Below are 21,866 nucleotides of genomic sequence, written 5' to 3'. Positions count from 1 at the left end.
TTCATGACGAAAAGTACGACGGCGGCACGCGCCGAGGGGCGGGATCTCGGCGCTTTGGTACCCCCAGAGCGCCGAGATCTCCCCTTTCGGTGCCCTCCGGACGCCCGCGCGGCCTCCCGGACGCGCTCCCGGGGCAGGCAGGCCGCGTGGCTGCTGGCCGCCGTCGTCGTTCTTGCTGTGCTGACCGCCGCTTCCCTGGCCATCGGGGCCCGCGGGCTTCCGGTGACCACGGTGTGGCAGGCCCTCACCCAGTTTGATCCCGGCGACGGAGATCACGCTGTGGTCCACGCCCGCATCCCCCGCACTGTCCTGGGGCTGCTCGCGGGCGGGGCGCTCGGGCTGGCGGGCGCGGCCATGCAGGGCGTTGCCCGCAACCCGTTGGCCGACCCCGGCATTATGGGCGTCAACGCCGGCGCCGCGCTGGCCGTGGTTACCGGCATCTATGTTTTCGGAATCTCATCCCTGACCGGCTACATCTGGTTCGCTTTCATCGGCGCCGCAGCGGCCGCCGTCGTGGTCTACCTCATTGCCTCCCTGGGCCGGGACGGCGCGACGCCCGTCAAGCTGGCCCTCGCCGGCGCGGCCCTCAGTGCCGGGCTGTTCTCGCTCATGAACGTCATCCTGGTCTCCAGCCAGGACACCCTGGACCGCTTCCGCTTCTGGCAGGTGGGCGGAATCGCGGTCCGCGACTGGTCTGTGGTCCTCCCCGGGCTGCCGTTCCTCGCGGTCGGGGCCGTCCTGGTCCTCTTCACCGGCCGCATCCTCAACAGCCTGGCCCTGGGTGACGACGTCGCCCGCGGCCTTGGCCAGCGCGTGGGCCTCGCGCGGGGGATTACCGCCCTGGGGGTTGTGCTGCTCTGCGGTTCGGCAACGGCACTGGCCGGTCCCATCGGCTTTGTGGGCCTGATCATCCCGCACGCAGTCCGCTCCCTCACCGGGCCGGACTACCGCTGGATTCTCCCGTTCTCACTGGTTCTGGCCCCGGCCCTGCTGCTCGGCGCCGACATCATCGGCCGTGTGGTCCTGCTCCCGGGCGAAGTCCCCGCCGGCATTATGACGGCCCTGGTGGGTGCGCCGGTGTTCGTCTGGCTGATCCGCCGGGGCAAGGCGGTGGGCCTGTGAAGTACCTCGGAAAAAGGGGGCGGACCGCACTGCTGGCTGCCGCCGCCGTAGCCATGTTCGGCGTGTACGTCCTGCTCGGCAGCTACACCGTGACCATCCCGGACTTTGTCCGGATCCTGGTCGCGCACCTGACCGGCGGCGAACGGATCCCCGGCGCCGGCTTCATCGTGATGCAGAGCAAGCTCCCGCGGGCAGTCATCGGCACCCTGATCGGGGCGGCCTTCGGGCTTGCGGGCGGCCTGTTCCAGACCATGCTCCGAAACCCGCTGGCCAGCCCGGACGTCATCGGTATCAGTTATGGCGCCAGCGCGGCAGCCGTCACCGCCATTGTGGTTTTCGGAGCCTCCGGCGCGGTTGTTTCCGGAGCTGCCCTGATGGGAGCACTGGGGGTGGCCGCCGTCATCTATTTCATCTCCCGCGGCAGCTCGCTCAGTTCGGACGGTGGCAACGGCGGACAGGCAGCCGCGAACCGCCTGATCCTCGCCGGGGTGGGCATCGCCGCCGCCCTGCACGCCGTGGTCAGCTTCCTGATGACCCGGGCCGACATCCGCACCGCCGCCGACGCCCTCGTCTGGCTCAACGGCTCCCTCAACTCCGCCAACTGGGACCGTACCGGCACGCTCGCCCTGGCTCTGACGGTGTTAATCCCGTCCGTGGCCGCCCTCGCCGGCCCGTTGCGAATCCTGGAACTCGGCGACGACACCGCTGCCGGGCTGGGCATCCGAGTCGGGGTCACGCGGCTTGCCGTGGTAGCAACTGCTGTGGCCCTGGCGGCGGTGGCGACGGCGGCGGCTGGCCCGGTAGCGTTTGTCGCCTTCCTGGCCGGTCCCATCGCGCGGCGCGTCACGAACAGAGCCAGCCTCCCGGCGTCGGCCTTTGTCGGTGCACTGATTGTCCTGGCGGCCGATTACTTAGCCGCCAACATTGCCCCCATGCTGCTGGACGGCACCGTGCTGCCCGTCGGCGTCATTACCGGCGCCCTCGGTGCCCCGTTCCTGCTGTGGCTCCTGGTCACGGCCAACCGAAAGGATGCCTGACATGGCCATTCTCAGTGCACAGGAGCTGACGCTCAAATACGATCAGCGCTGCGTGGTGGACGGGCTCACGGCGGAAATCCCCGAGGGCAAGGTGACCGTGATCGTGGGCGCCAACGCCTGCGGAAAGTCCACACTCCTGCATGGCCTGTCCCGGCTGCTCAAGCCTGCCGCCGGCGCGGTGATGCTGGACGGCAAGGACATCCACTCCCGGCCGTCCCGGGAACTGGCCCGCACCCTGGGCCTGCTTCCGCAGCACCCAACTGCCCCCGACGGCATCACCGTCCGTGACCTCGTGGGACGCGGGCGCTACCCTCACCAAGGCTTCTTCCGCAGCTGGAGTCAGAATGACGACGCCGCTGTGCAGCGCGCGCTTCAGGCGACCGAAACGCTGGAACTCGCTGGGAGGAACGTCGACGAGCTCTCCGGCGGGCAGCGCCAGCGCGTCTGGATCGCCATGGCACTGGCCCAGGAGACGGAGGTCCTGCTGCTGGACGAACCCACCACCTACCTCGACCTGGCCCACCAGGTGGAAGTCCTGGACCTGGTCACGGACCTGAACCGCAAACGCGGCACCACAGTAGCCATCGTCCTGCACGACCTGAACCTTGCCGCACGCTACGCAGACCATGTCATCGCCATGAAAGCCGGCGCCGTTGTTGCGCTTGGCGCGCCCCAGGACGTTGTCACCGAAAACCTGGTCCTGGACGTCTTCGGACTGCAATCCCGGGTGATTCCTGATCCGGTCTCAGGCACCCCGCTGATCATTCCCATCGGCCGCCACCACGCCCCCGCCAACCAACTGGAGCCTGCCCTATGAAGACCCGCGAAACTGCCGCCGCAAGGACGACGAACACCGAGCCCATGACCCTCGCTTTCGAGGTCACCGTTTCCGCGGTCCAGGAGCTGAGCCCCAATTTCCGCCGCATCACCTTCGGCGGCTACTCGCTGCGGGACTTTGGCCTTTCCGGGGACACCCGCGACCTCCGGATCAAACTGATGATTCCCTCGCTCGGCCGGAATGGACAGCAGATCCCGCTGCCTGCCTTCAACACGAGCGCCTCCGGCTGGTACCAGGAATGGCTCGGGCTGGACCCCGCGGTTCGCGGCGCCATGCGGACCTACACCGTCCGCGGGTCGCGGCTGGATGCCGTCTACCCGGAAATCGACGTCGACTTCGTGATGCATTTCGATGCCCCGGGGCACGTGAATGAAACCGGGCACGTGAATGAAACCGGGCGGTTGACCAACACCAGCGGGCCCGCCGCCAACTGGGCCCTCAACGCCAAACCGGGCGACGCCCTCACCATCATCGGGCCCAACAACCGGGCCGCCCAGTGCCGCACGGCCGAAACCTACGGCGGTATCGAGTGGCGGCCCGGCCTGGCCCAGCAGGTGCTGCTCGCCGGTGACGAGACAGCCGTTCCCGCCATCTCCGCCATCCTCGAAAGCCTGCCGTCCTACATGAGCGGCCATGCCTTCCTGGAGGTTCCCGAGGCCGGTGACTTCCTCGACCTGAAGACCGATGCCGCCGTCGACATCACCTGGCTCGCCCGCGGGGCCGGCATCGGCCGCTCCCGCCAGCACGGCGAGTTGCTGCAGCACGCCGTGCGTCAGGCCGTGCCGGTACCCGGTTGGGTAGGCATCAAGGCGGCCAGCGGCGGTGGGGGCCCCGAGCCCGAGGACGTCAACGTGGACCTGGACATCCTCTGGGAGACTCCGGCGCGGATGGAGGCAGCGGTGCTCGAGGCCAGCAGGAACCCGGACATGCCGGCGGGTGCCATGCCCTTCTACGCCTGGATCGCCGGCGAGGCCGCCGTCATCAAGGACCTGCGCCGGTACCTCGTGCGCGACGTCGGCATCGACCGGAAGCAGGTTGCCTTCATGGGCTACTGGCGGCGAGGCAAGGCAGAACTCTAAACCCGTCCTGGCGGTGGAGGGCAGACATCCTCGGCGTGCTCGCTCGTTCCTCGCTTAGACGCACGCTGCCGGATGCCTCCCCTCACCCCTTCTCAACGCTCTCGCACTTAATGTGGGTATTTCCCGCACCCTCTCGCACTCGTGTCGTCCGGCGTTAACTTCGGCGATGCTTTCCGTAGCTAGGGTGGCGGGGTGTGCGCTGAATCTTTGCTTCCTTCGAGCGGCCGGCGCGTTTTTGTTGCCTTGGGGGATTCCTTCACAGAGGGCGTCGGCGACAGGGACGAGCGGCTGCCCAACGGGGTGCGCGGGTGGGCTGACCGGGTGGCTGAAAAGCTGGCAAAGGCCAACCCGGGCTGGGAATACGCCAACCTGGCCATTCGGAGTAAACGGCTGCGCCACGTGGTGAGCGAACAGCTGGAGCCGGCGCTTGCCATGAAGCCCGCCTTGATCACCCTGTACGCCGGCGGAAACGACATCCTGGACATCGGCACTGACATGGCTGTCCTGATGGATGACTACGAAAAGCTGGTGGCACGGCTTGCCGGGAGCGGGGCAACGCTGGTCCTGTTCACGGGTTTTGACGTCAAGGTTTCGGCCGTGCTGGAGCTGCTGAAGAAGCGGAACACCGTCTACAACCAGCGGGTCCGGGAAATCGCGGCTCAGTACGGCGCCGTGCTGGTGGATTACTGGTGCCTGGATGCGTTCCATGACCAGCGAATGTGGGACTCGGACCGGCTCCACATGTCCAAAGCGGGCCACAAATACCTCGCGGGGCAGGTCTTGGACCAGCTCGGCGTGCCGCACAAGATTCAGCCCAAGGAATGGGAGCCGCTGCCCCGGCTTAGCCTGCGCGAGTGGGAGCAGCGGCAGCGGCGCTGGGTCAATGACTGGGTGGTGCCGCTCTTTGGCCGCAAGATCAGGGGCATCACGCTGGGGGACTCGCTGGCGGCACGCTGGCCCGAACCGGTCAGGGTACCGCGGAAGCGTGGCCTGAAGAAGGTGGCGGAGAACCGCGCAAAGGCCACAGGGGCTTAGGTGTCCAGCAGGTTTTCGTAGCCCTCGGCCACGGTGGTGGCCGTGAACTCGATGACCTCGAACTCGGCCACCCCGTTGCTGTAGAACGGGTCCCTGGCCAGGGCTGCATCAAGGGTGGCGCGGCTGGCCTTGGACAACAGCACACCGCCCACCGCCGGAACCAGGCGTCCGGACGCAAGGAACACGCCGTCGTCGAACGCTTCTTTGACCCAGGCCATATGCGCGGGGCGGTGATAGTCAACGATGTCTTCGGGCACTTTGTAGGTGAGCGACACAACAAACATAGGCCCAGCCTACCGGCGCGCGGACCCGGCACTTGAACTGTCAAGAGTTTGTCCTCCTAGAATGGAGTCATGACCGAACCGCGCTGGCTGAACGCCGACGAACGCCGTGCCTGGCTGGCGATCCTGAGTATCAACACCCTTCTCCCCGCCGCCCTGGACAGTCAGCTCCACACTGCCGGCAAGGTATCCCTGTTCGACTACAACGTCATGGCGATGCTTTCGGAGGCCGAAGGGCATTTTCTTCCCATGAGTGAGCTGGCAGCCCGGACCAGTTCGTCGCTGTCCCGGCTCTCGCATGTGGTGTCGAAACTGGAAAAGCGCGGCTGGCTGGAGCGGCGCCCGCACCCGCGTGATGCGCGGGTGACCACAGCGCACCTGTCCGACGACGGGATGGCCACTTTGGTGAACCTCGCCCCGGGGCACGTAGAGGCAGTCCGGACAAAGTTCCTGGATGCGCTGACGGACCGCGACGTTAATGATTTGGCCCGCATCGGGGAAAAAATTGTGGCCCGGCTCGACGATGACCACTGGATCCTCCGCGAAAGCTGATTCTTGGTTGCTCGCGGCAACGGATGACAGACTGGCGCTATGGATTTTTCGGCCCGGTACGTAGCCCTTGGTGATTCCTTTACGGAAGGAGTCGGTGATGATGACGCCACCCGTCCCAACGGAGTCCGGGGCTGGGCCGACCGCGTGGCTGAGCAGCTGGGCGCGGCGGATCCCGCCTTCGGCTACGCCAACCTCGCCATCCGCGGCAGGAAGCTCCGCCAGATCATGGCAGAGCAGGTGGACGCCGCCGTCGAGCTTAAGCCCACCCTGGTAACCATTTATGCAGGGGCCAACGACATTCTGCGGCCCAGGATCGACATCGACGATCTGCTCACTGAGTACGACGCCGGCATCCGCAAGCTGACCGCCACCGGAGCCACCGTGGTGATGTTCACCGGCTTCGATGCACGCGGTTCCAAGGTGTTCAGCACCATGCGCGGGCGCACTGCGATCTATAACGAGCTGGTGCGCGGCATCGCGGGTGACCACGGCGCCCTCCTGGTCGATTACTGGCGCTTCAGCGAGTACTACGACTGGGGCATGTGGGCGAAGGACCGGATGCACATGTCCGCCGCAGGCCACGCCAACATGGCCAGGCGCGTCCTGACGGTCCTCGAACACGACCATCCCATCGACGTCCCGCCCATGACCCCCGTCCCCGAACTCAGCAGGGCCGAAGCGATCCGCGCCAACGCCCGCTGGGTCCGCGAATTTGCCGGGCCGTGGGTGGTCCGCCGGGTCACGGGCAGGTCCTCCGGCGACGGCCTGGAGCCCAAGTACGGCCGGCTCACGCACCTCTGAACCGGGCCCGACGCTTCTAGCGGCGGAAGCCCGGCGTCCCCAGCAGCTCCCCGTCCGGGGCGACGGCCAGCACGGCGACGTCCCAGCCATCGGTGGCCCGGTCCAACATGGGCATGCCGCCGGCTACGATCGCGGTGGCCAGGACGTCGGCGGTAGTGATGTCCGCGGCGCCCACGGTGACCTGAACAAAGTCAGCGCTGCTTCCCACCCGCCAGATGTGCTCCCCGCGTTCAGCAGAGCCGGAGGTGGCGACGGCGCTGTGCCGGCTGCTGCCACCCAGCGCGTACCCGGTAAGCAGACTTCGGCGGTCCGCCGGGTCCACGATGCCGGCTTTCCAGGACTCGCCGCTGCCGGGGCGGGGCGAGCCGCTGACCAGGACGTCGCCGCCGGCATTGAGGCACCAGTCCGTGCTCCCCAGCGCCAGCAGGGAGAGCCCCGCCTCCCGGATTGCCTGGGCCTTGATGAGCCCGGAAAGGTCCAGCACGCCGTCGGGCCGTTCCGGCGTGAAAGCCCCGTGCGTCCGGAGCCGCCATTCGTGCGCCTCGGCATACCGCTCGCGCATCTCGGTTGAGGCGCCGCGCAGCGTCAGTTCGCCCCGGGCCAGCCTGGCCGCTTCGGAATCCACGCGGTAAAGACTGAATCTTTCGTCCAGGTCCCGGAAAAGGCGTTCGACGACGGCGGTGGCGGCAGCGAGCTCCTCGAACCCTGACTGCCCTTCCGCGGGGGAGCCGATCGGCAGCGTCAGCCCGATGACCGTGCCCATGCATTCAAAGGTGCGGGCCTTCAGGACGACGCCGCCGGCTACTGCGTCCAGGGGGTTAGAGGTGGGCTGCATCAATGGCCGCCTGGACTGAGGTCAGGTACGCGTCGCTGGTAATAGTGGCGCCGCTGACGGTCTGAACATCCGCCGACTGCGCCGCGAGGACCTTGCTCCGGAGCAGGGGCGCCGCGCGGTTGCTGATCTGGATGGACTTGCCGTCGGTGTTGGTCAGCTGGAGGGCGGTGACATCCGTGATCTTCCCGTTGGCTACCGTAATCTGGACCTGCACGGGACCGAACCGGGTCTGCACGGCGGTTCCCTTATACGTGCCGGAGGCGGAGTTTCCGGTCGAGCCGGAAGCGCTTGAGGAACCCGACGAACCCGACCCCGCCGCCCCGGACGAACCCGACCCGGACGAACCGGTACCTGTCGCACCCGTGGTGCCTGCCGCCGTCGTACTTGACGCGACGGTGCTGATGCCGCCTGCCTGGGTGCCTGTTTGCCATCCCGCCAGGAGGATCCCGGCGGAGGCCAGGGCCGCTGCAACTGTTCCGCGTATTTTCACCAGTCAAACCTTTCGTGATGGATCTGTTCCTCGGTAACGCCGGCTTTGCCGGCATCCGCTATGACGTTGGCCGCCCACGCCGCCGGGCCGCAGACGTAGACGTCCGCATCCGCGATGCCCGGCACATAGGAGGTGAGGCTGAAGCCGTTTCGCACGGCTTCCTCGGGGAGCCAGGTGGAGTGGCCGTGGGCCCTCGGGCCGGTGAGGTGGAAGAGCCGGACCCCCCGGGCCTGGCAGAGGTCGAGGATTTCGCTGCCCAGGTAGAGCTCCTGGTCGGTGTGGCCGCGGAGCAGGACGGTCGCCTCACCCGGAGCAAACGGTGTGGTTTCGAGCAGTGCGCGCAGCGGCGTTATGCCGATGCCGGCTCCGATCATCACCACCTTGTTCCTGGTCCTGGCAGCCGTGCTGAGCAGCCCGTACGGACCTTCCAGCGCAACCTTGGTCCCCTTCCGCAGCCGCAGGAGTTGGGCGGACCCGTCGCCAAGGTTCCGCACGGTGACCCGCAGCGTCCCCTGGCCTTCCGGGCCATTGAAGACGGGTTCGGCGGACAGGCTGAACGGGTGGGGATGCCACCACATTCCCGGGGCCAGGAAGCGCCAGATGAAGAAGCGTCCGCCCGTGCCGGCCAGCTGTTCCAGCTTCCGGCCCTTCATGACGATGTTCACCACGCCCGGCGCCACGGCCTCCACGCGGGCCACTGACAACTGGTGCCGTGCCGAGGCAAGCACCGGCTCCAGTACCCGGAAGTACACCAGGGCCGTGCCCGTGTAGATGCAGATGGCCAGCCAGTACCATCGCTGCCAGGTGCCCGCCGCGAAGAGGCCGCCCACGCTGAACTGGTGGGGCAGTGACGTTGCCACCGCGGCATAGGTCAGCAGGTGCACAACGTACCAAAACTCGTAGGGAAAACGACGCCGGACAGCCACCAGGGACGTCACGACGACAGCGATGAACAGCGCCATGGAGACGAACGCCAGCCACATGTCCGGGACCTGCGCCCACAGGTTGACGGATTCGGTGACCGGATCCAGCCCTTCGGCCATGCCGTAACCGACCGCGATCAGGAGGCCGTGTGCCAGAAGCAGGTACAGGGATGGTTTTCCCAGCTTCCCGTGGAACTCCAAGGCGCGGTCGTGACCGATGGTGCGGTCTATGAAGGGAATCCTCGCGGCCAGGAGGAGCATGAGCAGGACCAGGTCCATGCCCGCCAGCCCGGCCACGATCCCGGCCGCCGTGAACAGGGGGGCGGGGGAGGTGATCTGGGCGGCCCCGCCGTCGGCAAGCCAGAGGGCAATTGCGGCGGCGACGGAGACCCAGGCAATGACGGTCAGGAGGTCTGTCCGAAGCATGCGTTGCCGGTACTGGCGGGCAAACCAGCCGGGGGCGGGCCTCTTCGCTGATGGTGGTGAAAGCTCCGGGCGGCCGGAGCTGCTTGCGGCCGGAGTCGCCGGCAGGAGCTGTGTGTTCATGTATCCAAGATGCTTGGCGAAGCTATGTCCCTGCTGTGAAAAGGACCAACCTGCGGCTGTGACCATTTGTTGGCCCTTATACACCGTTGTCCGCCGGATTGGTCTTTAATTGCCTCAACTCGTAGACTTGGTAGGCGCTAAGTGCGCGGAGCGTGCGCAATTGCTCCGGTGGCCCGGTAAATTCTCCAGGGTAGCCGGTAGTTAGGGGCTCAAGTTGCGTGACTAACCGTTCACCCTGATCACTTTGGGTCGCTCTTAGACGCATGATCCTGCAGCAGATATGCGGATCATTACTTTCAATTCTTGAGGAGAAGTCATGGCAGCACACTGCCAAGTGACCGGAGCCGAGCCGGGCTTTGGGCACAGCATTTCGCACTCGCACCGCCGCAACAAGCGTCGGTTCGATCCGAACATTCAGAAGAAGCGCTACTGGGTTCCGTCCCTGCGGCGTAACGTCACGCTGCAGGTTTCTGCGCGTGGCATCAAGACCATCGACGTACGCGGCATCGACGCAGTCGTCGCCTCTATCCTGGCTCGTGGGGTGAAGCTCTAGTGGCTAAGGACAAGGACGTACGTCCGATCATCAAGCTCAAGTCGACCGCGGGCACGGGTTACACCTATGTAACCCGTAAGAACCGTCGTAACGATCCGGACCGCATGGTTCTGAAGAAGTACGACCCCAAGATCCGCCAGCACGTCGAATTCCGAGAGGAGCGCTAAACCATGGCTAAGAAGTCCAAGATTGCTCGCAACGAGCAGCGCAAGGTCATCGTTGAGCGTTACGCTGCCAAGCGCCTCGAACTGAAGAAGGCCCTGGTTGACCCCAACTCAACCGACGAGGCACGCGAAGCTGCACGCCTCGGCCTGCAGAAGCTGCCCCGCAACGCCTCCCCGATCCGTCTGCGTAACCGCGACATCATCGACGGCCGTCCCCGCGGTACCTTCCAGAAATTCGGTATCTCCCGTGTTCGCTTCCGCGACATGGCTCACCGCGGTGAGCTCCCGGGCATCACCAAGTCTTCCTGGTAATTCAGCACCGCTGATTCCAGCAGCTTGAGAAGGGCCGGCAACCAATTGGTTGCCGGCCCTTCTGCATTTAAACGCCACGGGGCATTGATGAGGATGGTCCAGATCCGCACCTGTGTTGCAGCGTACAGAAGGAATGTACGACGGCGGGACTCATCCTGAGTGCCCATTGGCCGTATGTTCCCCGGAATCGCGGGGAACGGGGCCCCATCCGGGATGGATTTGCGGCAAGGCGTCACTGGGTGTATTGTTTTCTAAGTCGCCGCGAGGGGAACAGCGAGTAGCTGGTTACCGCGGGCGGCCAAACCCCCCACATTCAAGGCCATGATCTGGTTGTTCTTTTAGGGCGCTGGAAAGTGGCGGGGGGACGGTGTTTTCTGCCGGTGCGGGTCCTGGAAAATGGATTTGCGTCGGGGGTTGAGATCGGGTAAGTTTGAAAAGTTGCTCCGGAGCGATCCACGGCTGAGAAGTGCTGGTGGTGGTGCCGGGTGTGTCTGTTGTTTGAGAACTCAATAGTGTGCCAAGTTTGTTGATACCAATTTATTGTATTGAATTGGTTGAATTGGCCAGGCCTGTCCACCCCGTGGATGTGGTTTGGTTTTTACAGCTGGTTTCAAATTTTTGCGGCCTTCTTTTCCCGTTATTTCCGGGGGTGTTGGTTGTTTTCTGTTTTTGTTTTACTTCAACGGAGAGTTTGATCCTGGCTCAGGATGAACGCTGGCGGCGTGCTTAACACATGCAAGTCGAACGATGATCCGGTGCTTGCATCGGGGATTAGTGGCGAACGGGTGAGTAACACGTGAGTAACCTGCCCTTGACTCTGGGATAAGCCTGGGAAACTGGGTCTAATACCGGATATGACTCCTCATCGCATGGTGGGGGGTGGAAAGCTTTATTGTGGTTTTGGATGGACTCGCGGCCTATCAGCTTGTTGGTGAGGTAATGGCTTACCAAGGCGACGACGGGTAGCCGGCCTGAGAGGGTGACCGGCCACACTGGGACTGAGACACGGCCCAGACTCCTACGGGAGGCAGCAGTGGGGAATATTGCACAATGGGCGAAAGCCTGATGCAGCGACGCCGCGTGAGGGATGACGGCCTTCGGGTTGTAAACCTCTTTCAGTAGGGAAGAAGCGAAAGTGACGGTACCTGCAGAAGAAGCGCCGGCTAACTACGTGCCAGCAGCCGCGGTAATACGTAGGGCGCAAGCGTTATCCGGAATTATTGGGCGTAAAGAGCTCGTAGGCGGTTTGTCGCGTCTGCCGTGAAAGTCCGGGGCTCAACTCCGGATCTGCGGTGGGTACGGGCAGACTAGAGTGATGTAGGGGAGACTGGAATTCCTGGTGTAGCGGTGAAATGCGCAGATATCAGGAGGAACACCGATGGCGAAGGCAGGTCTCTGGGCATTAACTGACGCTGAGGAGCGAAAGCATGGGGAGCGAACAGGATTAGATACCCTGGTAGTCCATGCCGTAAACGTTGGGCACTAGGTGTGGGGGACATTCCACGTTTTCCGCGCCGTAGCTAACGCATTAAGTGCCCCGCCTGGGGAGTACGGCCGCAAGGCTAAAACTCAAAGGAATTGACGGGGGCCCGCACAAGCGGCGGAGCATGCGGATTAATTCGATGCAACGCGAAGAACCTTACCAAGGCTTGACATGGACTGGAAATACCTGGAAACAGGTGCCCCGCTTGCGGTCGGTTCACAGGTGGTGCATGGTTGTCGTCAGCTCGTGTCGTGAGATGTTGGGTTAAGTCCCGCAACGAGCGCAACCCTCGTTCTATGTTGCCAGCGCGTGATGGCGGGGACTCATAGGAGACTGCCGGGGTCAACTCGGAGGAAGGTGGGGACGACGTCAAATCATCATGCCCCTTATGTCTTGGGCTTCACGCATGCTACAATGGCCGGTACAAAGGGTTGCGATACTGTGAGGTGGAGCTAATCCCAAAAAGCCGGTCTCAGTTCGGATTGGGGTCTGCAACTCGACCCCATGAAGTCGGAGTCGCTAGTAATCGCAGATCAGCAACGCTGCGGTGAATACGTTCCCGGGCCTTGTACACACCGCCCGTCAAGTCACGAAAGTTGGTAACACCCGAAGCCGGTGGCCTAACCCCCTTGTGGGGAGGGAGCTGTCGAAGGTGGGACTGGCGATTGGGACTAAGTCGTAACAAGGTAGCCGTACCGGAAGGTGCGGCTGGATCACCTCCTTTCTAAGGAGCACCTACAACAACCCTGCCAGGCGTTATGTCTGTGTGGTGGTGTTGTCAGGAGTACGCCCGTTGCGCAGACGTTTGTTCTGCGGCGGGTGCTCACGGGTGGAATATCAACAAATAGCGGCCGCGTGTTTCTTCTTCTTGCCTAGTACGGATGGTGTCTTTGGATGCTTGTCGTGGAACGGTGCCGGAGGTGGGGGCGGGTGGTTTAGTGTTTGGCACACTGTTGGGTCCTGAGGCAACAGGACCGGGGTGGGATGCGTTGCGGCTTACGGGTTGCGGTGTTCTTGTTCCGGGGTTTGTTTGTTTCTGGTTTCCTGGCTGCACCGATCGCACGGTTGCTTGTTTCCTTCGGGGGCGGGTGTGTGTGGGGTGTGTGGTTTGGGGTTGTTGTTTGAGAACTACATAGTGGACGCGAGCATCTTTTATAAGAAGCAATTTCCAAGAATATGAACCTGGATCTGGCTGCGCGTGATGATGGCACCTCTTTTTGGGGGTGTGGTTGTTGGGTGTGGTTGGTTTTCGTGGTTCTCTCGAAAATTTCTGAATTGATCTTTTGTGGTCAAGTTTTTAAGAGCACACGGTGGATGCCTTGGCATTAGGAGCCGAAGAAGGACGTAGGAATCTGCGATAAGCCTGGGGGAGTCGATAACCGGACTGTGATCCCAGGGTGTCCGAATGGGGAAACCCCGCCAGGGGAGCGATCTGCCTGGTGACCCGCATCTGAACACATAGGGTGCGTGGGGGGAACGCGGGGAAGTGAAACATCTCAGTACCCGCAGGAAGAGAAAACAATAGTGATTCCGTTAGTAGTGGCGAGCGAACGCGGATCAGGCTAAACCGTTCCATGTGTGATAGCCGGCGGGCGTTGCATGGTCGGGGTTGTGGGACTTTCCATACCAGTTCTGCCGGACTGGTGGGGTGTGATGTGCAGGCATAGGTGAACGGTCTTGAAAGGCCGGCCAGAGAGGGTGTGAGCCCCGTAACCGAAATGTTTTGTGCCGCCTGTGAGAGTATCCCAAGTAGCACGGGGCCCGAGAAATCCCGTGCGAATCTGTCAGGACCACCTGATAAGCCTAAATACTCCCTAATGACCGATAGCGGACCAGTACCGTGAGGGAAAGGTGAAAAGTACCCCGGGAGGGGAGTGAAACAGTACCTGAAACCGTGTGCTTACAATCCGTCGGAGCAGCCGTGATTTATCACAAGTAGCTGTGACGGCGTGCCTTTTGAAGAATGAGCCTGCGAGTTAGTGTTACGTCGCGAGGTTAACCCGTGTGGGGAAGCCGTAGCGAAAGCGAGTCTGAATAGGGCGTTGCAGTGGCGTGATCTAGACCCGAAGCGAAGTGATCTACCCATGGCCAGGTTGAAGCGACGGTAAGACGTCGTGGAGGACCGAACCCACTTCAGTTGAAAATGGAGGGGATGAGCTGTGGGTAGGGGTGAAAGGCCAATCAAACTTCGTGATAGCTGGTTCTCCCCGAAATGCATTTAGGTGCAGCGTTGCGTGTTTCTTACCGGAGGTAGAGCTACTGGATGGCTAATGGGCCCTACAAGGTTACTGACGTCAGCCAAACTCCGAATGCCGGTAAGTGAGAGCGCAGCAGTGAGACTGTGGGGGATAAGCTTCATAGTCGAGAGGGAAACAGCCCAGACCACCAACTAAGGCCCCTAAGCGTGTGCTAAGTGGGAAAGGATGTGGAGTTGCGAAGACAACCAGGAGGTTGGCTTAGAAGCAGCCATCCTTAAAAGAGTGCGTAATAGCTCACTGGTCAAGTGATTCCGCGCCGACAATGTAGCGGGGCTCAAGTACACCGCCGAAGTTGTGGCATTCAAATATTGCTAAGCCCTTGTGGTTCAGGCGTTTGGATGGGTAGGGGAGCGTCGTGTGGGCAGTGAAGTCGCGGTGTAAACCAGCGGTGGAGCCTACACGAGTGAGAATGCAGGCATGAGTAGCGAAAGACGGGTGAGAAACCCGTCCGCCGAATGATCAAGGGTTCCAGGGTCAAGCTAATCTGCCCTGGGTAAGTCGGGACCTAAGGCGAGGCCGACAGGCGTAGTCGATGGACAACGGGTTGATATTCCCGTACCGGCGAAAAACCGTCCATGTTGAACAGGGGATACTAACCGCCCGAGACCTGCCCAATCACCCTTGTGGTGTGCGGGTTTTGGTGGAGCGCGGGACCTGATCCTGGGAGGCAAGCGTATTAACAGGTGTGACGCAGGAAGGTAGCCGAGCCGGGCGATGGTTGTCCCGGTCTAAGGATGTAGGGCGAACGGTAGGCAAATCCGCTGTTCATGATGCCTGAGATCTGATGGGACCCCCTTTAGTGGGGGGATTTGGTGATCCTATGCTGCCGAGAAAAGCATCGACGCGAGGTTTTAGCCGCCCGTACCCCAAACCGACACAGGTGATCAGGTAGAGAATACTAAGGCGATCGAGAGAATTATGGTTAAGGAACTCGGCAAAATGCCCCCGTAACTTCGGGAGAAGGGGGGCCCCAACCTTGAACACCACTTGCTGGTGGGAGGGGATCGGGGCCGCAGAGACCAGGGGGAAGCGACTGTTTACTAAAAACACAGGTCCGTGCGAAGTCGCAAGACGATGTATACGGACTGACTCCTGCCCGGTGCTGGAAGGTTAAGAGGACCGGTTAGCCCTTACGGGCGAAGCTGAGAATTTAAGCCCCAGTAAACGGCGGTGGTAACTATAACCATCCTAAGGTAGCGAAATTCCTTGTCGGGTAAGTTCCGACCTGCACGAATGGAGTAACGACTTCCCCGCTGTCTCAACCATAAACTCGGCGAAATTGCAGTACGAGTAAAGATGCTCGTTACGCGCAGCAGGACGGAAAGACCCCGAGACCTTTACTATAGTTTGGTATTGGTGTTCGGAGTGGCTTGTGTAGGATAGGTGGGAGACGTTGAAGCCCGGACGCCAGTTCGGGTGGAGTCATCGTTGAAATACCACTCTGGTCACTTTGGACATCTAACTTCGGCCCGTAATCCGGGTCAGGGACAGTGCCTGATGGGTAGTTTAACTGGGGCGGTTGCCTCCTAAAAAGTAACGGAGGCGCCCAAAGGTTCCCTCAGCCTGGTTGGCAATCAGGTGTCGAGTGTAAGTGCACAAGGGAGCTTGACTGTGAGAGAGACATCTCGAGCAGGGACGAAAGTCGGGACTAGTGATCCGGCGGTACATTGTGGAATGGCCGTCGCTCAACGGATAAAAGGTACCTCGGGGATAACAGGCTGATCTTGCCCAAGAGTCCATATCGACGGCATGGTTTGGCACCTCGATGTCGGCTCGTCGCATCCTGGGGCTGGAGTAGGTCCCAAGGGTTGGGCTGTTCGCCCATTAAAGCGGTACGCGAGCTGGGTTTAGAACGTCGTGAGACAGTTCGGTCCCTATCCGCTGCGCGCGCAGGAAATTTGAGAAGGGCTGTCCTTAGTACGAGAGGACCGGGACGGACGAACCTCTGGTGTGTCAGTTGTACTGCCAAGTGCACCGCTGATTAGCTACATTCGGATGGGATAACCGCTGAAAGCATCTAAGCGGGAAGCTCGCTTCGAGATGAGATTTCCATACACCTTGTGTGTGAGAGGCCCCCAGCCAGACCACTGGGTTGATAGGCCGGATGTGGAAGCGAGGACTAACGACTCGTGAAGCTGACCGGTACTAATAGGCCGATAACTTACACCACACACCACTGCGTGAACGGCATTCAAAAGACGTTCACACCCAGCACTGGTAAAAAGAAACAAGACTGCTTGCGTCCACTATGTGGTTCCCAACCAACAAACCCGCCACGGGTCCGTTGCGACAGGGAACAAAAAACACAACACAATACAAACAACACCACAATGTTGTAACCACAGATTTCCCACCCGGACACCACTGTCCAGGGTGCGGACATAAGGTTACGGCGGTCATAGCGTGGGGGAAACGCCCGGTCCCATTCCGAACCCGGAAGCTAAGACCCACAGCGCCGATGGTACTGCACCCGGGAGGGTGTGGGAGAGTAGGTCACCGCCGGAACACCATTAAAACGGTTGAGAGCCTCCAGACACAGTCTGGAGGCTCTCCCACTTTAACCACCCACCCCACCCGGCCAGCCCACAGCCGGCACCCGCCGCACCCAACCACCCACCGCAGGCACCGCCGTCGTGCACCACACCATGTCCGGCCCCCCGGCACCCATCCCCGGCACCGCCGTCGAACACCCCACACTGCGAGAGCGTCCACGGAAAACCCACATCAACTGAGAGAGCGTCGGCTGAAAACCCGCATCAAGTGAGAGAGCGTCCGCTGTGGGCGCAATTTCACCCGGGAAAGCCCGAAATTCCGGTGATTTAAGTCAAAAAGTCGCGGAAACACGCGGAATTTGCGGACCTCGCCGTCCCAAGCTGGTAAGTTTTCGAACAGTGGCTTGCACGCATGCCGCGTTCAGGCTCCAGAAATCGTGACCGTCCAGGAGGACATCAATGGCTAAGAACCGTAGCGAACTTGTTTCAGAGGTAGCAGGCAAGGCCGGCACCAGCCAGGCAGCCGTCAACTCCGTCCTCGATGCACTGTTCGAAGTTTTCGAAACGTCAGTCGCCTCCGGCGAGAAGATCACCATCCCGGGCTGGCTTGCAGTCGAGCGCACCGACCGTGCAGCTCGCACCGGCCGCAACCCGCAGACCGGCGAGACCATCCAGATCGCAGCAGGCCACAGCGTCAAGCTGACCGCCGGCTCCAAGCTGAAGGCTGCGGTAGCCAAGAAGAAGTAGTCTTCTTCAGCACCAGCTAAAGGGGCGGCAACCTTCGGGTTGCCGCCCCTTTGCATCTCCCCGTGAAGTACGATTCGCCGCCTCGGCGCGGGTAGCGGACAATGAATAGGTGCCTTCTGCAGCAAAGTCCCGTCCCACAACACCCTCACCGGCCCCCGGCAGGGGCGGTACAACGCCGGGCGCCGCGCCTGTGGGGGTTTCCCGGCCCTGGCAGCTTCTGGGGCTTGCAGCGCTGCTTCTGGGACTGGTCGCAGCGCTCCTCTTCTCCGGCGCGGCGGCGGCCCGAACAGTATCTGATCCCGGAGCGCTGGCCCGCTGGGGCCTGCCGATCAGCAAGGCCATCCACAACGTGTCCCTGGCAACGGTGATCGGCGGACTGATCTTCGCGGTCGGCATCCTTCCCAGGAGCGCCGGCCCACGTTCCCGGACCAACGATGCGCACGCGCCCGAACACCCTGCGTTTTCACGGGCCCTGGCCATAGCCGCTGCCGCCGGCCCGGTCTGGACGTTATCGGCCATCGCCGTGCTGGTCCTCACCTACTCGGACGTGGCAGGCCAGGGACTCTCCGGGGACGCTGAGTTCACGCGCGCCCTGGTCTACTTCATGACCGACATCGACACCGGCCGTGCCTGGCTGGCCGTCACCATCATCGGGGCCGTGGTGACCACCGCCCTGTTCGGTGTCAGATCCCTGGGCGGTCTGGCGCTCACGCTGATCCTGGCACTGATCGGGTTGGTCCCCGCCGCGTTGATCGGGCACTCGTCGAGTTCCTCGGACCATTCAGCTGCGGTCAACTCCCTGGGCCTGCACCTAGTGGGCGTCAGCGTTTGGGTGGGCGGCATCATCCTGCTGGCCCTGCTCTCAGGCATCCTGGCGGGACCGAAGCCGGGCGCGGGCACAGACATCACCGAACCCACCCTGCGGCGGTTTTCGGCCCTGGCCGGTTTTGCTTTTGTGCTGGTTTTTGCCTCGGGCGTCATCAACGCAAGCATTCGCGTCACCAACTGGGCTGACCTTTTTGGCTCTCCCTACGGGCAGCTCATTCTGGCTAAGGCGGCAGCGACGGTGGTCCTCGGCGGCATCGGCCTGATGCACCGGCAGTGGGTTATCCCGCAGCTGGGCCGCCAGGGCTCGGCATTTACCGCCCGCCGCGTGCTGTGGCAGCTGGTCATCGTTGAACTCCTGATCATGGGCGCCACCTCGGGCGTCGCCGTCGCCCTGAGCCGTTCGGCCCCGCCCGAACCCACCAGCTTCGCACCCAACGCTTCGCCGGCATTTATCCTGTCGGGCTATGAGCTGCCGCCGGAGCTGACCCCCGAACGCTGGTTCACGGAATGGCGCCTGGACTGGCTCTGGGTAGCCGTGGTGCTGTTCGCTCTGGTGGCCTACTTCCTCGGCGTGGCCAAAGTGGTGCGGCGAGGGGACAAGTGGCCGTGGTTCCGGTCCGTGAACTGGGTGGTGGGACTTGTGGCACTGACCTACATCACCTCCGGCCCGCCGACTGTCTACGGGATGGTGCTGTTCTCCGCTCACATGGTGGGCCACATGGCACTGACCATGGTGGCGCCGCTGTTCCTGGTGCTGGGCGCCCCGGTGACGCTGGCCCTGCGCGCCCTTCCGGCACGCGCGGACGGTTCCAGGGGACTGCGTGAGTGGGTGCTGGTTTTTGTCCACTCCAAGTTCTCCCAGGTGGTCACGCACCCGCTGTTTGCCGCGGCAAACTTCGCCGGCTCGATCATTCTGTTCTACTTCTCGGACGCGTTCGGCTTTGCGATGCGGGAGCACGTGGGCCACGAACTCATGAACCTGCACTTCCTGCTCACCGGTTACATCTTCGTGCTGAGCATGATCGGCACGGACCCGCTGCCCCGCCGCGCGCCCTATCCCATGCGCCTGCTCCTCCTGCTGGCCACCATGGCTTTCCACGCCTTCTTCGGCGTCACCATCATGGGCGGGACCAGCCTGCTGGCGGCGGACTACTTCGGCAACCTCGGCCGCCCCTGGGGACCGTCCGCCCTCCTGGACCAGCAACTGGGCGGTGCGGTGACCTGGGGCATCGGCGAAGTCCCCACCCTGCTGGTGGCGATCGGCGTCGCCATCATGTGGTCACGCTCCGATGAACGCGAGACCCGCCGCACCGATCGGGCAGCGGACAGGAATAACGACGCCGATCTCACCGCTTACAACGATATGTTTGCCAAATTGGCCGAACGCGACGCCAGATTGGCTGAACGCAACAAGCTGGAAGGACGCTGATGAGCGAAACCGTACGCACCCAACTCCGGGTCCGCGCCTCCGAACTGGTGGGCCGTAACTGGCTAAACACCGGCGGGAAGTCGCTGGACCTCGAAGCCCTGCGCGGCAAGATCGTGCTCCTCGATTTTTGGACGTTCTGCTGCATCAACTGCCTGCATGTCCTGGATGAGCTGCGCCCGCTCGAAGCAAAGTACGCAGACGTCCTGGTCACCGTGGGCGTGCACTCGCCCAAGTTCGAGCACGAGGCAGATCCGGTAGCCCTTGCCGCCGCGGTTGAGCGCTACGAGATCCACCACCCCGTCCTGGACGATCCTGAGCTGGACACCTGGAAGGCCTACACTGCCCGTGCCTGGCCCACCCTGGTGGTCATCGATCCCGAGGGTTACATCGTGGCGCACCTCTCCGGCGAAGGCCACGCGGACGGCCTGGCCGTGCTCATCCCCGAGCTGATCGCCGAACATGAGGCCAAGGGCACCCTGCACCGGGGCTCGGGCCCCTACGTGGCGCCGGAAGCGACCTCGGGTACCCTGCGCTTCCCGGGCAAGGCACTCTTCCTCCCCGCCGGACGGGGCACTTCCGAGGTGGGCACTTCCGGCGCGGGCGCCTCTGACACGGAAGCGTCCGACGCCGGCACCTGGCTTGTGACGGATACCGGCCACCACCGCCTCGTGGAGTTGGGCACCGACTTCCAGACGGTGCTGCGCACCTACGGTTCAGGTACCAAAGGCTACGAGGACGGCCCCGCCGCCGGTGACCCGGCCGCCGCCCGGTTCAACGAGCCCCAGGGCCTTGCGCTGCTGCCGGAAGACGTGGCAGCGAAGGCAGGCTACGACGTCGTCATTGCCGATTCGGTCAACCACCGCCTGCGCGGGCTCTCGCTCACAGACGGAAAGGCCAGCACGCTCGCCGGGAACGGCGTTCAGCGGCTCCTTGAAACGGGTCCCGCGCGCGTGGACGAGGACGCTGCCGGGTTCACCGGGCAGCTCAGCGGGCACCCGTTGGAGGTCTCGCTCAGCTCGCCGTGGGACGTTGTCTGGTCCACCAAGCTCAACGCCGTGGTGGTCGCGATGGCCGGAACCCACCAGATCTTCAGCTTCGACCCGCTCACCGGCGCTGTGGCCATTGTGGCCGGCAACGGATTGGAAGGCCTGCTGGACGGCAAAGCCCACGAAGCCTGGTTCGCTCAGCCGTCCGGCCTTGCCGAGGACGCCGACGGGAACATCTGGGTAGCGGATTCGGAAACGTCCGCACTCCGCAAGCTGGCCATCAGCGACGACGGCACGGTCACCGTGGAAACCGCCGTCGGCAAGGGTTTGTTCGACTTCGGGTTCCGCGACGGTGAGGCGGCGGAAGCCCGGCTGCAGCACCCGCTGGGCGTTACCGTCCTGCCCGACGGCTCCGTGGCCATCGCGGACACCTACAACGGTGCCGTGCGCCGCTACGACCCGGCAACGGGCAAGGTCTCCACGCTGGCGCGGGGCCTGTCCGAACCAAGCGACGTGATCGTGGACCATACCCGGGCTGCCGGCTCCGAACCGCTCCTGGTGGTGGTTGAGGCCAACAAGCATCAGCTCGTCTACGTGCCCATCCCCAAGGAGGCGCAGCAGGTGGACGAGGGCGCGTCGCAGACTCAGCGTCCCAAGAGCCCCGTGGCTCCGGGCCTGCTGGACCTGACCGTCCGCTTCACGGCCCCCACCGGCCAGAAGCTCGATGACCGCTGGGGCGATCCCACCCAGCTGAAGATCTCCTCCACCCCGCCGGAGCTGCTGGTGTCCGGTGGCGGCACGTCTGTGGGCCTGCTCCGGACCCTGGAGTTGGCAACGGGAATTCCGGAAGGCGTCCTGCACATCACCGCCCGGGCCGCGGCCTGCGACGGCCCCGAGAACGAGGACGGCGAGATCCCGGACCACGCCGCCTGCCACCTGTACCAGCAGGACTGGGGCATTCCCGTGCTGCTCACGGACGACGGCGACACGGAACTGGTCCTGGACCTGCGCGGCATGGACTAGCCACCGCCGTCGTACTTACACAAAAGGCTGCCTCCCGGGATATTGCGTCACG

17 protein-coding genes and 3 rRNA genes are annotated in these 21,866 nt (G+C 63.2%); 16 read left to right on the top strand and 4 right to left on the bottom strand.

The genetic code is table 11. The features are described from left to right. Positions 1-3 precede the first annotated feature (3 nt). The 5 genes from SBP01_RS18535 (at position 4) to SBP01_RS18515 (ending at position 5,111) form a co-directional block, all read left to right on the top strand. On the top strand, positions 4-1,122 hold the full coding sequence (locus SBP01_RS18535; RefSeq protein WP_320536852.1) for a FecCD family ABC transporter permease: 1,119 nt from the start codon (positions 4-6) through the stop codon (positions 1,120-1,122). Between the two features lie 53 nt (positions 1,123-1,175). Further along, on the top strand, positions 1,176-2,159 hold the full coding sequence (locus SBP01_RS18530; protein WP_320538386.1) for a FecCD family ABC transporter permease: 984 nt from the start codon (positions 1,176-1,178) through the stop codon (positions 2,157-2,159). Between the two features lies 1 nt (position 2,160). Further along, positions 2,161-2,976 (top strand): ABC transporter ATP-binding protein, encoded by an 816-nt coding sequence (locus SBP01_RS18525; protein ID WP_320536851.1) that lies wholly within the window; start codon positions 2,161-2,163, stop codon positions 2,974-2,976. Next, on the top strand, positions 2,973-4,076 hold the full coding sequence (locus SBP01_RS18520) for a siderophore-interacting protein (protein ID WP_320536850.1): 1,104 nt from the start codon (positions 2,973-2,975) through the stop codon (positions 4,074-4,076). Before SBP01_RS18525 ends, SBP01_RS18520 begins: the two co-directional genes overlap by 4 nt. A gap of 192 nt (positions 4,077-4,268) precedes the next feature. Continuing rightward, a complete protein-coding gene (locus tag SBP01_RS18515) occupies positions 4,269-5,111 on the top strand; it encodes an SGNH/GDSL hydrolase family protein (RefSeq protein WP_320536849.1) in 843 nt (280 codons plus the stop codon). Here the strand turns inward: SBP01_RS18515 and SBP01_RS18510 are convergent. Then, positions 5,108-5,395: a YciI family protein gene (locus SBP01_RS18510; RefSeq protein ID WP_275215813.1), complete on the bottom strand. Its 288-nt coding sequence runs from the start codon at positions 5,393-5,395 to the stop codon at positions 5,108-5,110. The genes SBP01_RS18515 and SBP01_RS18510 overlap by 4 nt on opposite strands. A 69-nt stretch (positions 5,396-5,464) precedes the next feature. On the opposite strand from SBP01_RS18510, the gene SBP01_RS18505 reads away from it, so the two are divergent. Both SBP01_RS18505 and SBP01_RS18500 read left to right on the top strand, forming a co-directional pair. Then, positions 5,465-5,944, top strand: a complete 480-nt coding sequence (locus tag SBP01_RS18505) for a MarR family winged helix-turn-helix transcriptional regulator (RefSeq protein ID WP_275215814.1) — start codon at positions 5,465-5,467, stop codon at positions 5,942-5,944. Between the two features lie 39 nt (positions 5,945-5,983). Then, complete coding sequence (locus SBP01_RS18500; RefSeq protein WP_320536848.1) at positions 5,984-6,745, top strand: SGNH/GDSL hydrolase family protein; 762 nt, start codon at positions 5,984-5,986, stop codon at positions 6,743-6,745. Positions 6,746-6,761: 16 nt separating this feature from the next. On the opposite strand, the gene SBP01_RS18495 is transcribed toward SBP01_RS18500, so the two are convergent. Genes SBP01_RS18495 through SBP01_RS18485 form a run of 3 tightly spaced genes read right to left on the bottom strand, consistent with a single transcriptional unit; the run spans position 6,762 to position 9,539 of the window. Beyond that, a complete protein-coding gene (locus SBP01_RS18495; RefSeq protein WP_320536847.1) occupies positions 6,762-7,580 on the bottom strand; it encodes an FAD:protein FMN transferase in 819 nt (272 codons plus the stop codon). Then, a complete protein-coding gene (locus SBP01_RS18490; RefSeq protein WP_320536846.1) occupies positions 7,564-8,070 on the bottom strand; it encodes an FMN-binding protein in 507 nt (168 codons plus the stop codon). Before SBP01_RS18490 ends, SBP01_RS18495 begins: the two co-directional genes overlap by 17 nt. Next, on the bottom strand, positions 8,067-9,539 hold the full coding sequence (locus SBP01_RS18485) for a ferredoxin reductase family protein (RefSeq protein ID WP_320536845.1): 1,473 nt from the start codon (positions 9,537-9,539) through the stop codon (positions 8,067-8,069). Before SBP01_RS18485 ends, SBP01_RS18490 begins: the two co-directional genes overlap by 4 nt. A gap of 316 nt (positions 9,540-9,855) precedes the next feature. Here SBP01_RS18485 and rpmB point away from each other — a divergent pair, with 316 nt between their 5' ends. The 9 genes from rpmB to SBP01_RS18440 all read left to right on the top strand — a co-directional run bounded on the left by rpmB (position 9,856) and on the right by SBP01_RS18440 (position 21,814). After that, a complete protein-coding gene (gene rpmB / locus SBP01_RS18480; protein WP_015938871.1) occupies positions 9,856-10,092 on the top strand; it encodes a 50S ribosomal protein L28 in 237 nt (78 codons plus the stop codon). Beyond that, complete coding sequence (gene rpmG / locus SBP01_RS18475; RefSeq protein WP_013602737.1) at positions 10,092-10,259, top strand: 50S ribosomal protein L33; 168 nt, start codon at positions 10,092-10,094, stop codon at positions 10,257-10,259. The genes rpmB and rpmG overlap by 1 nt, the downstream gene beginning before the upstream one ends. A 3-nt stretch (positions 10,260-10,262) precedes the next feature. Then, positions 10,263-10,568, top strand: a complete 306-nt coding sequence (gene rpsN / locus SBP01_RS18470) for a 30S ribosomal protein S14 (protein ID WP_164204161.1) — start codon at positions 10,263-10,265, stop codon at positions 10,566-10,568. A 679-nt stretch (positions 10,569-11,247) separates the two neighbouring features. Beyond that, a 16S ribosomal RNA gene (locus SBP01_RS18465) occupies positions 11,248-12,775 on the top strand. 563 nt (positions 12,776-13,338) lie between these two features. Further along, positions 13,339-16,479 (top strand): 23S ribosomal RNA (locus SBP01_RS18460). 218 nt (positions 16,480-16,697) lie between these two features. Further along, positions 16,698-16,814: ribosomal RNA gene (gene rrf / locus SBP01_RS18455) — 5S ribosomal RNA — on the top strand. The 16S, 23S and 5S rRNA genes sit together here, the layout of an rRNA operon. Before the next feature lie 446 nt (positions 16,815-17,260). Then, on the top strand, positions 17,261-17,548 hold the full coding sequence (locus SBP01_RS18450) for an HU family DNA-binding protein (RefSeq protein ID WP_214961838.1): 288 nt from the start codon (positions 17,261-17,263) through the stop codon (positions 17,546-17,548). A 109-nt stretch (positions 17,549-17,657) separates the two neighbouring features. Then, a complete protein-coding gene (locus SBP01_RS18445) occupies positions 17,658-19,805 on the top strand; it encodes a cytochrome c oxidase assembly protein (RefSeq protein ID WP_320536843.1) in 2,148 nt (715 codons plus the stop codon). Next, positions 19,805-21,814: an NHL domain-containing thioredoxin family protein gene (locus SBP01_RS18440; RefSeq protein ID WP_320536842.1), complete on the top strand. Its 2,010-nt coding sequence runs from the start codon at positions 19,805-19,807 to the stop codon at positions 21,812-21,814. The genes SBP01_RS18445 and SBP01_RS18440 overlap by 1 nt, the downstream gene beginning before the upstream one ends. The last annotated feature ends 52 nt before the right edge of the window (positions 21,815-21,866 follow it).

The sequence above is a fragment of the Pseudarthrobacter sp. IC2-21 genome, assembly GCF_034048115.1.
GTDB classification, from domain to species: Bacteria; Actinomycetota; Actinomycetes; order Actinomycetales; family Micrococcaceae; genus Arthrobacter; species Arthrobacter naphthalenicus.
This window is presented reverse-complemented; position numbering and strand designations above follow the sequence as displayed.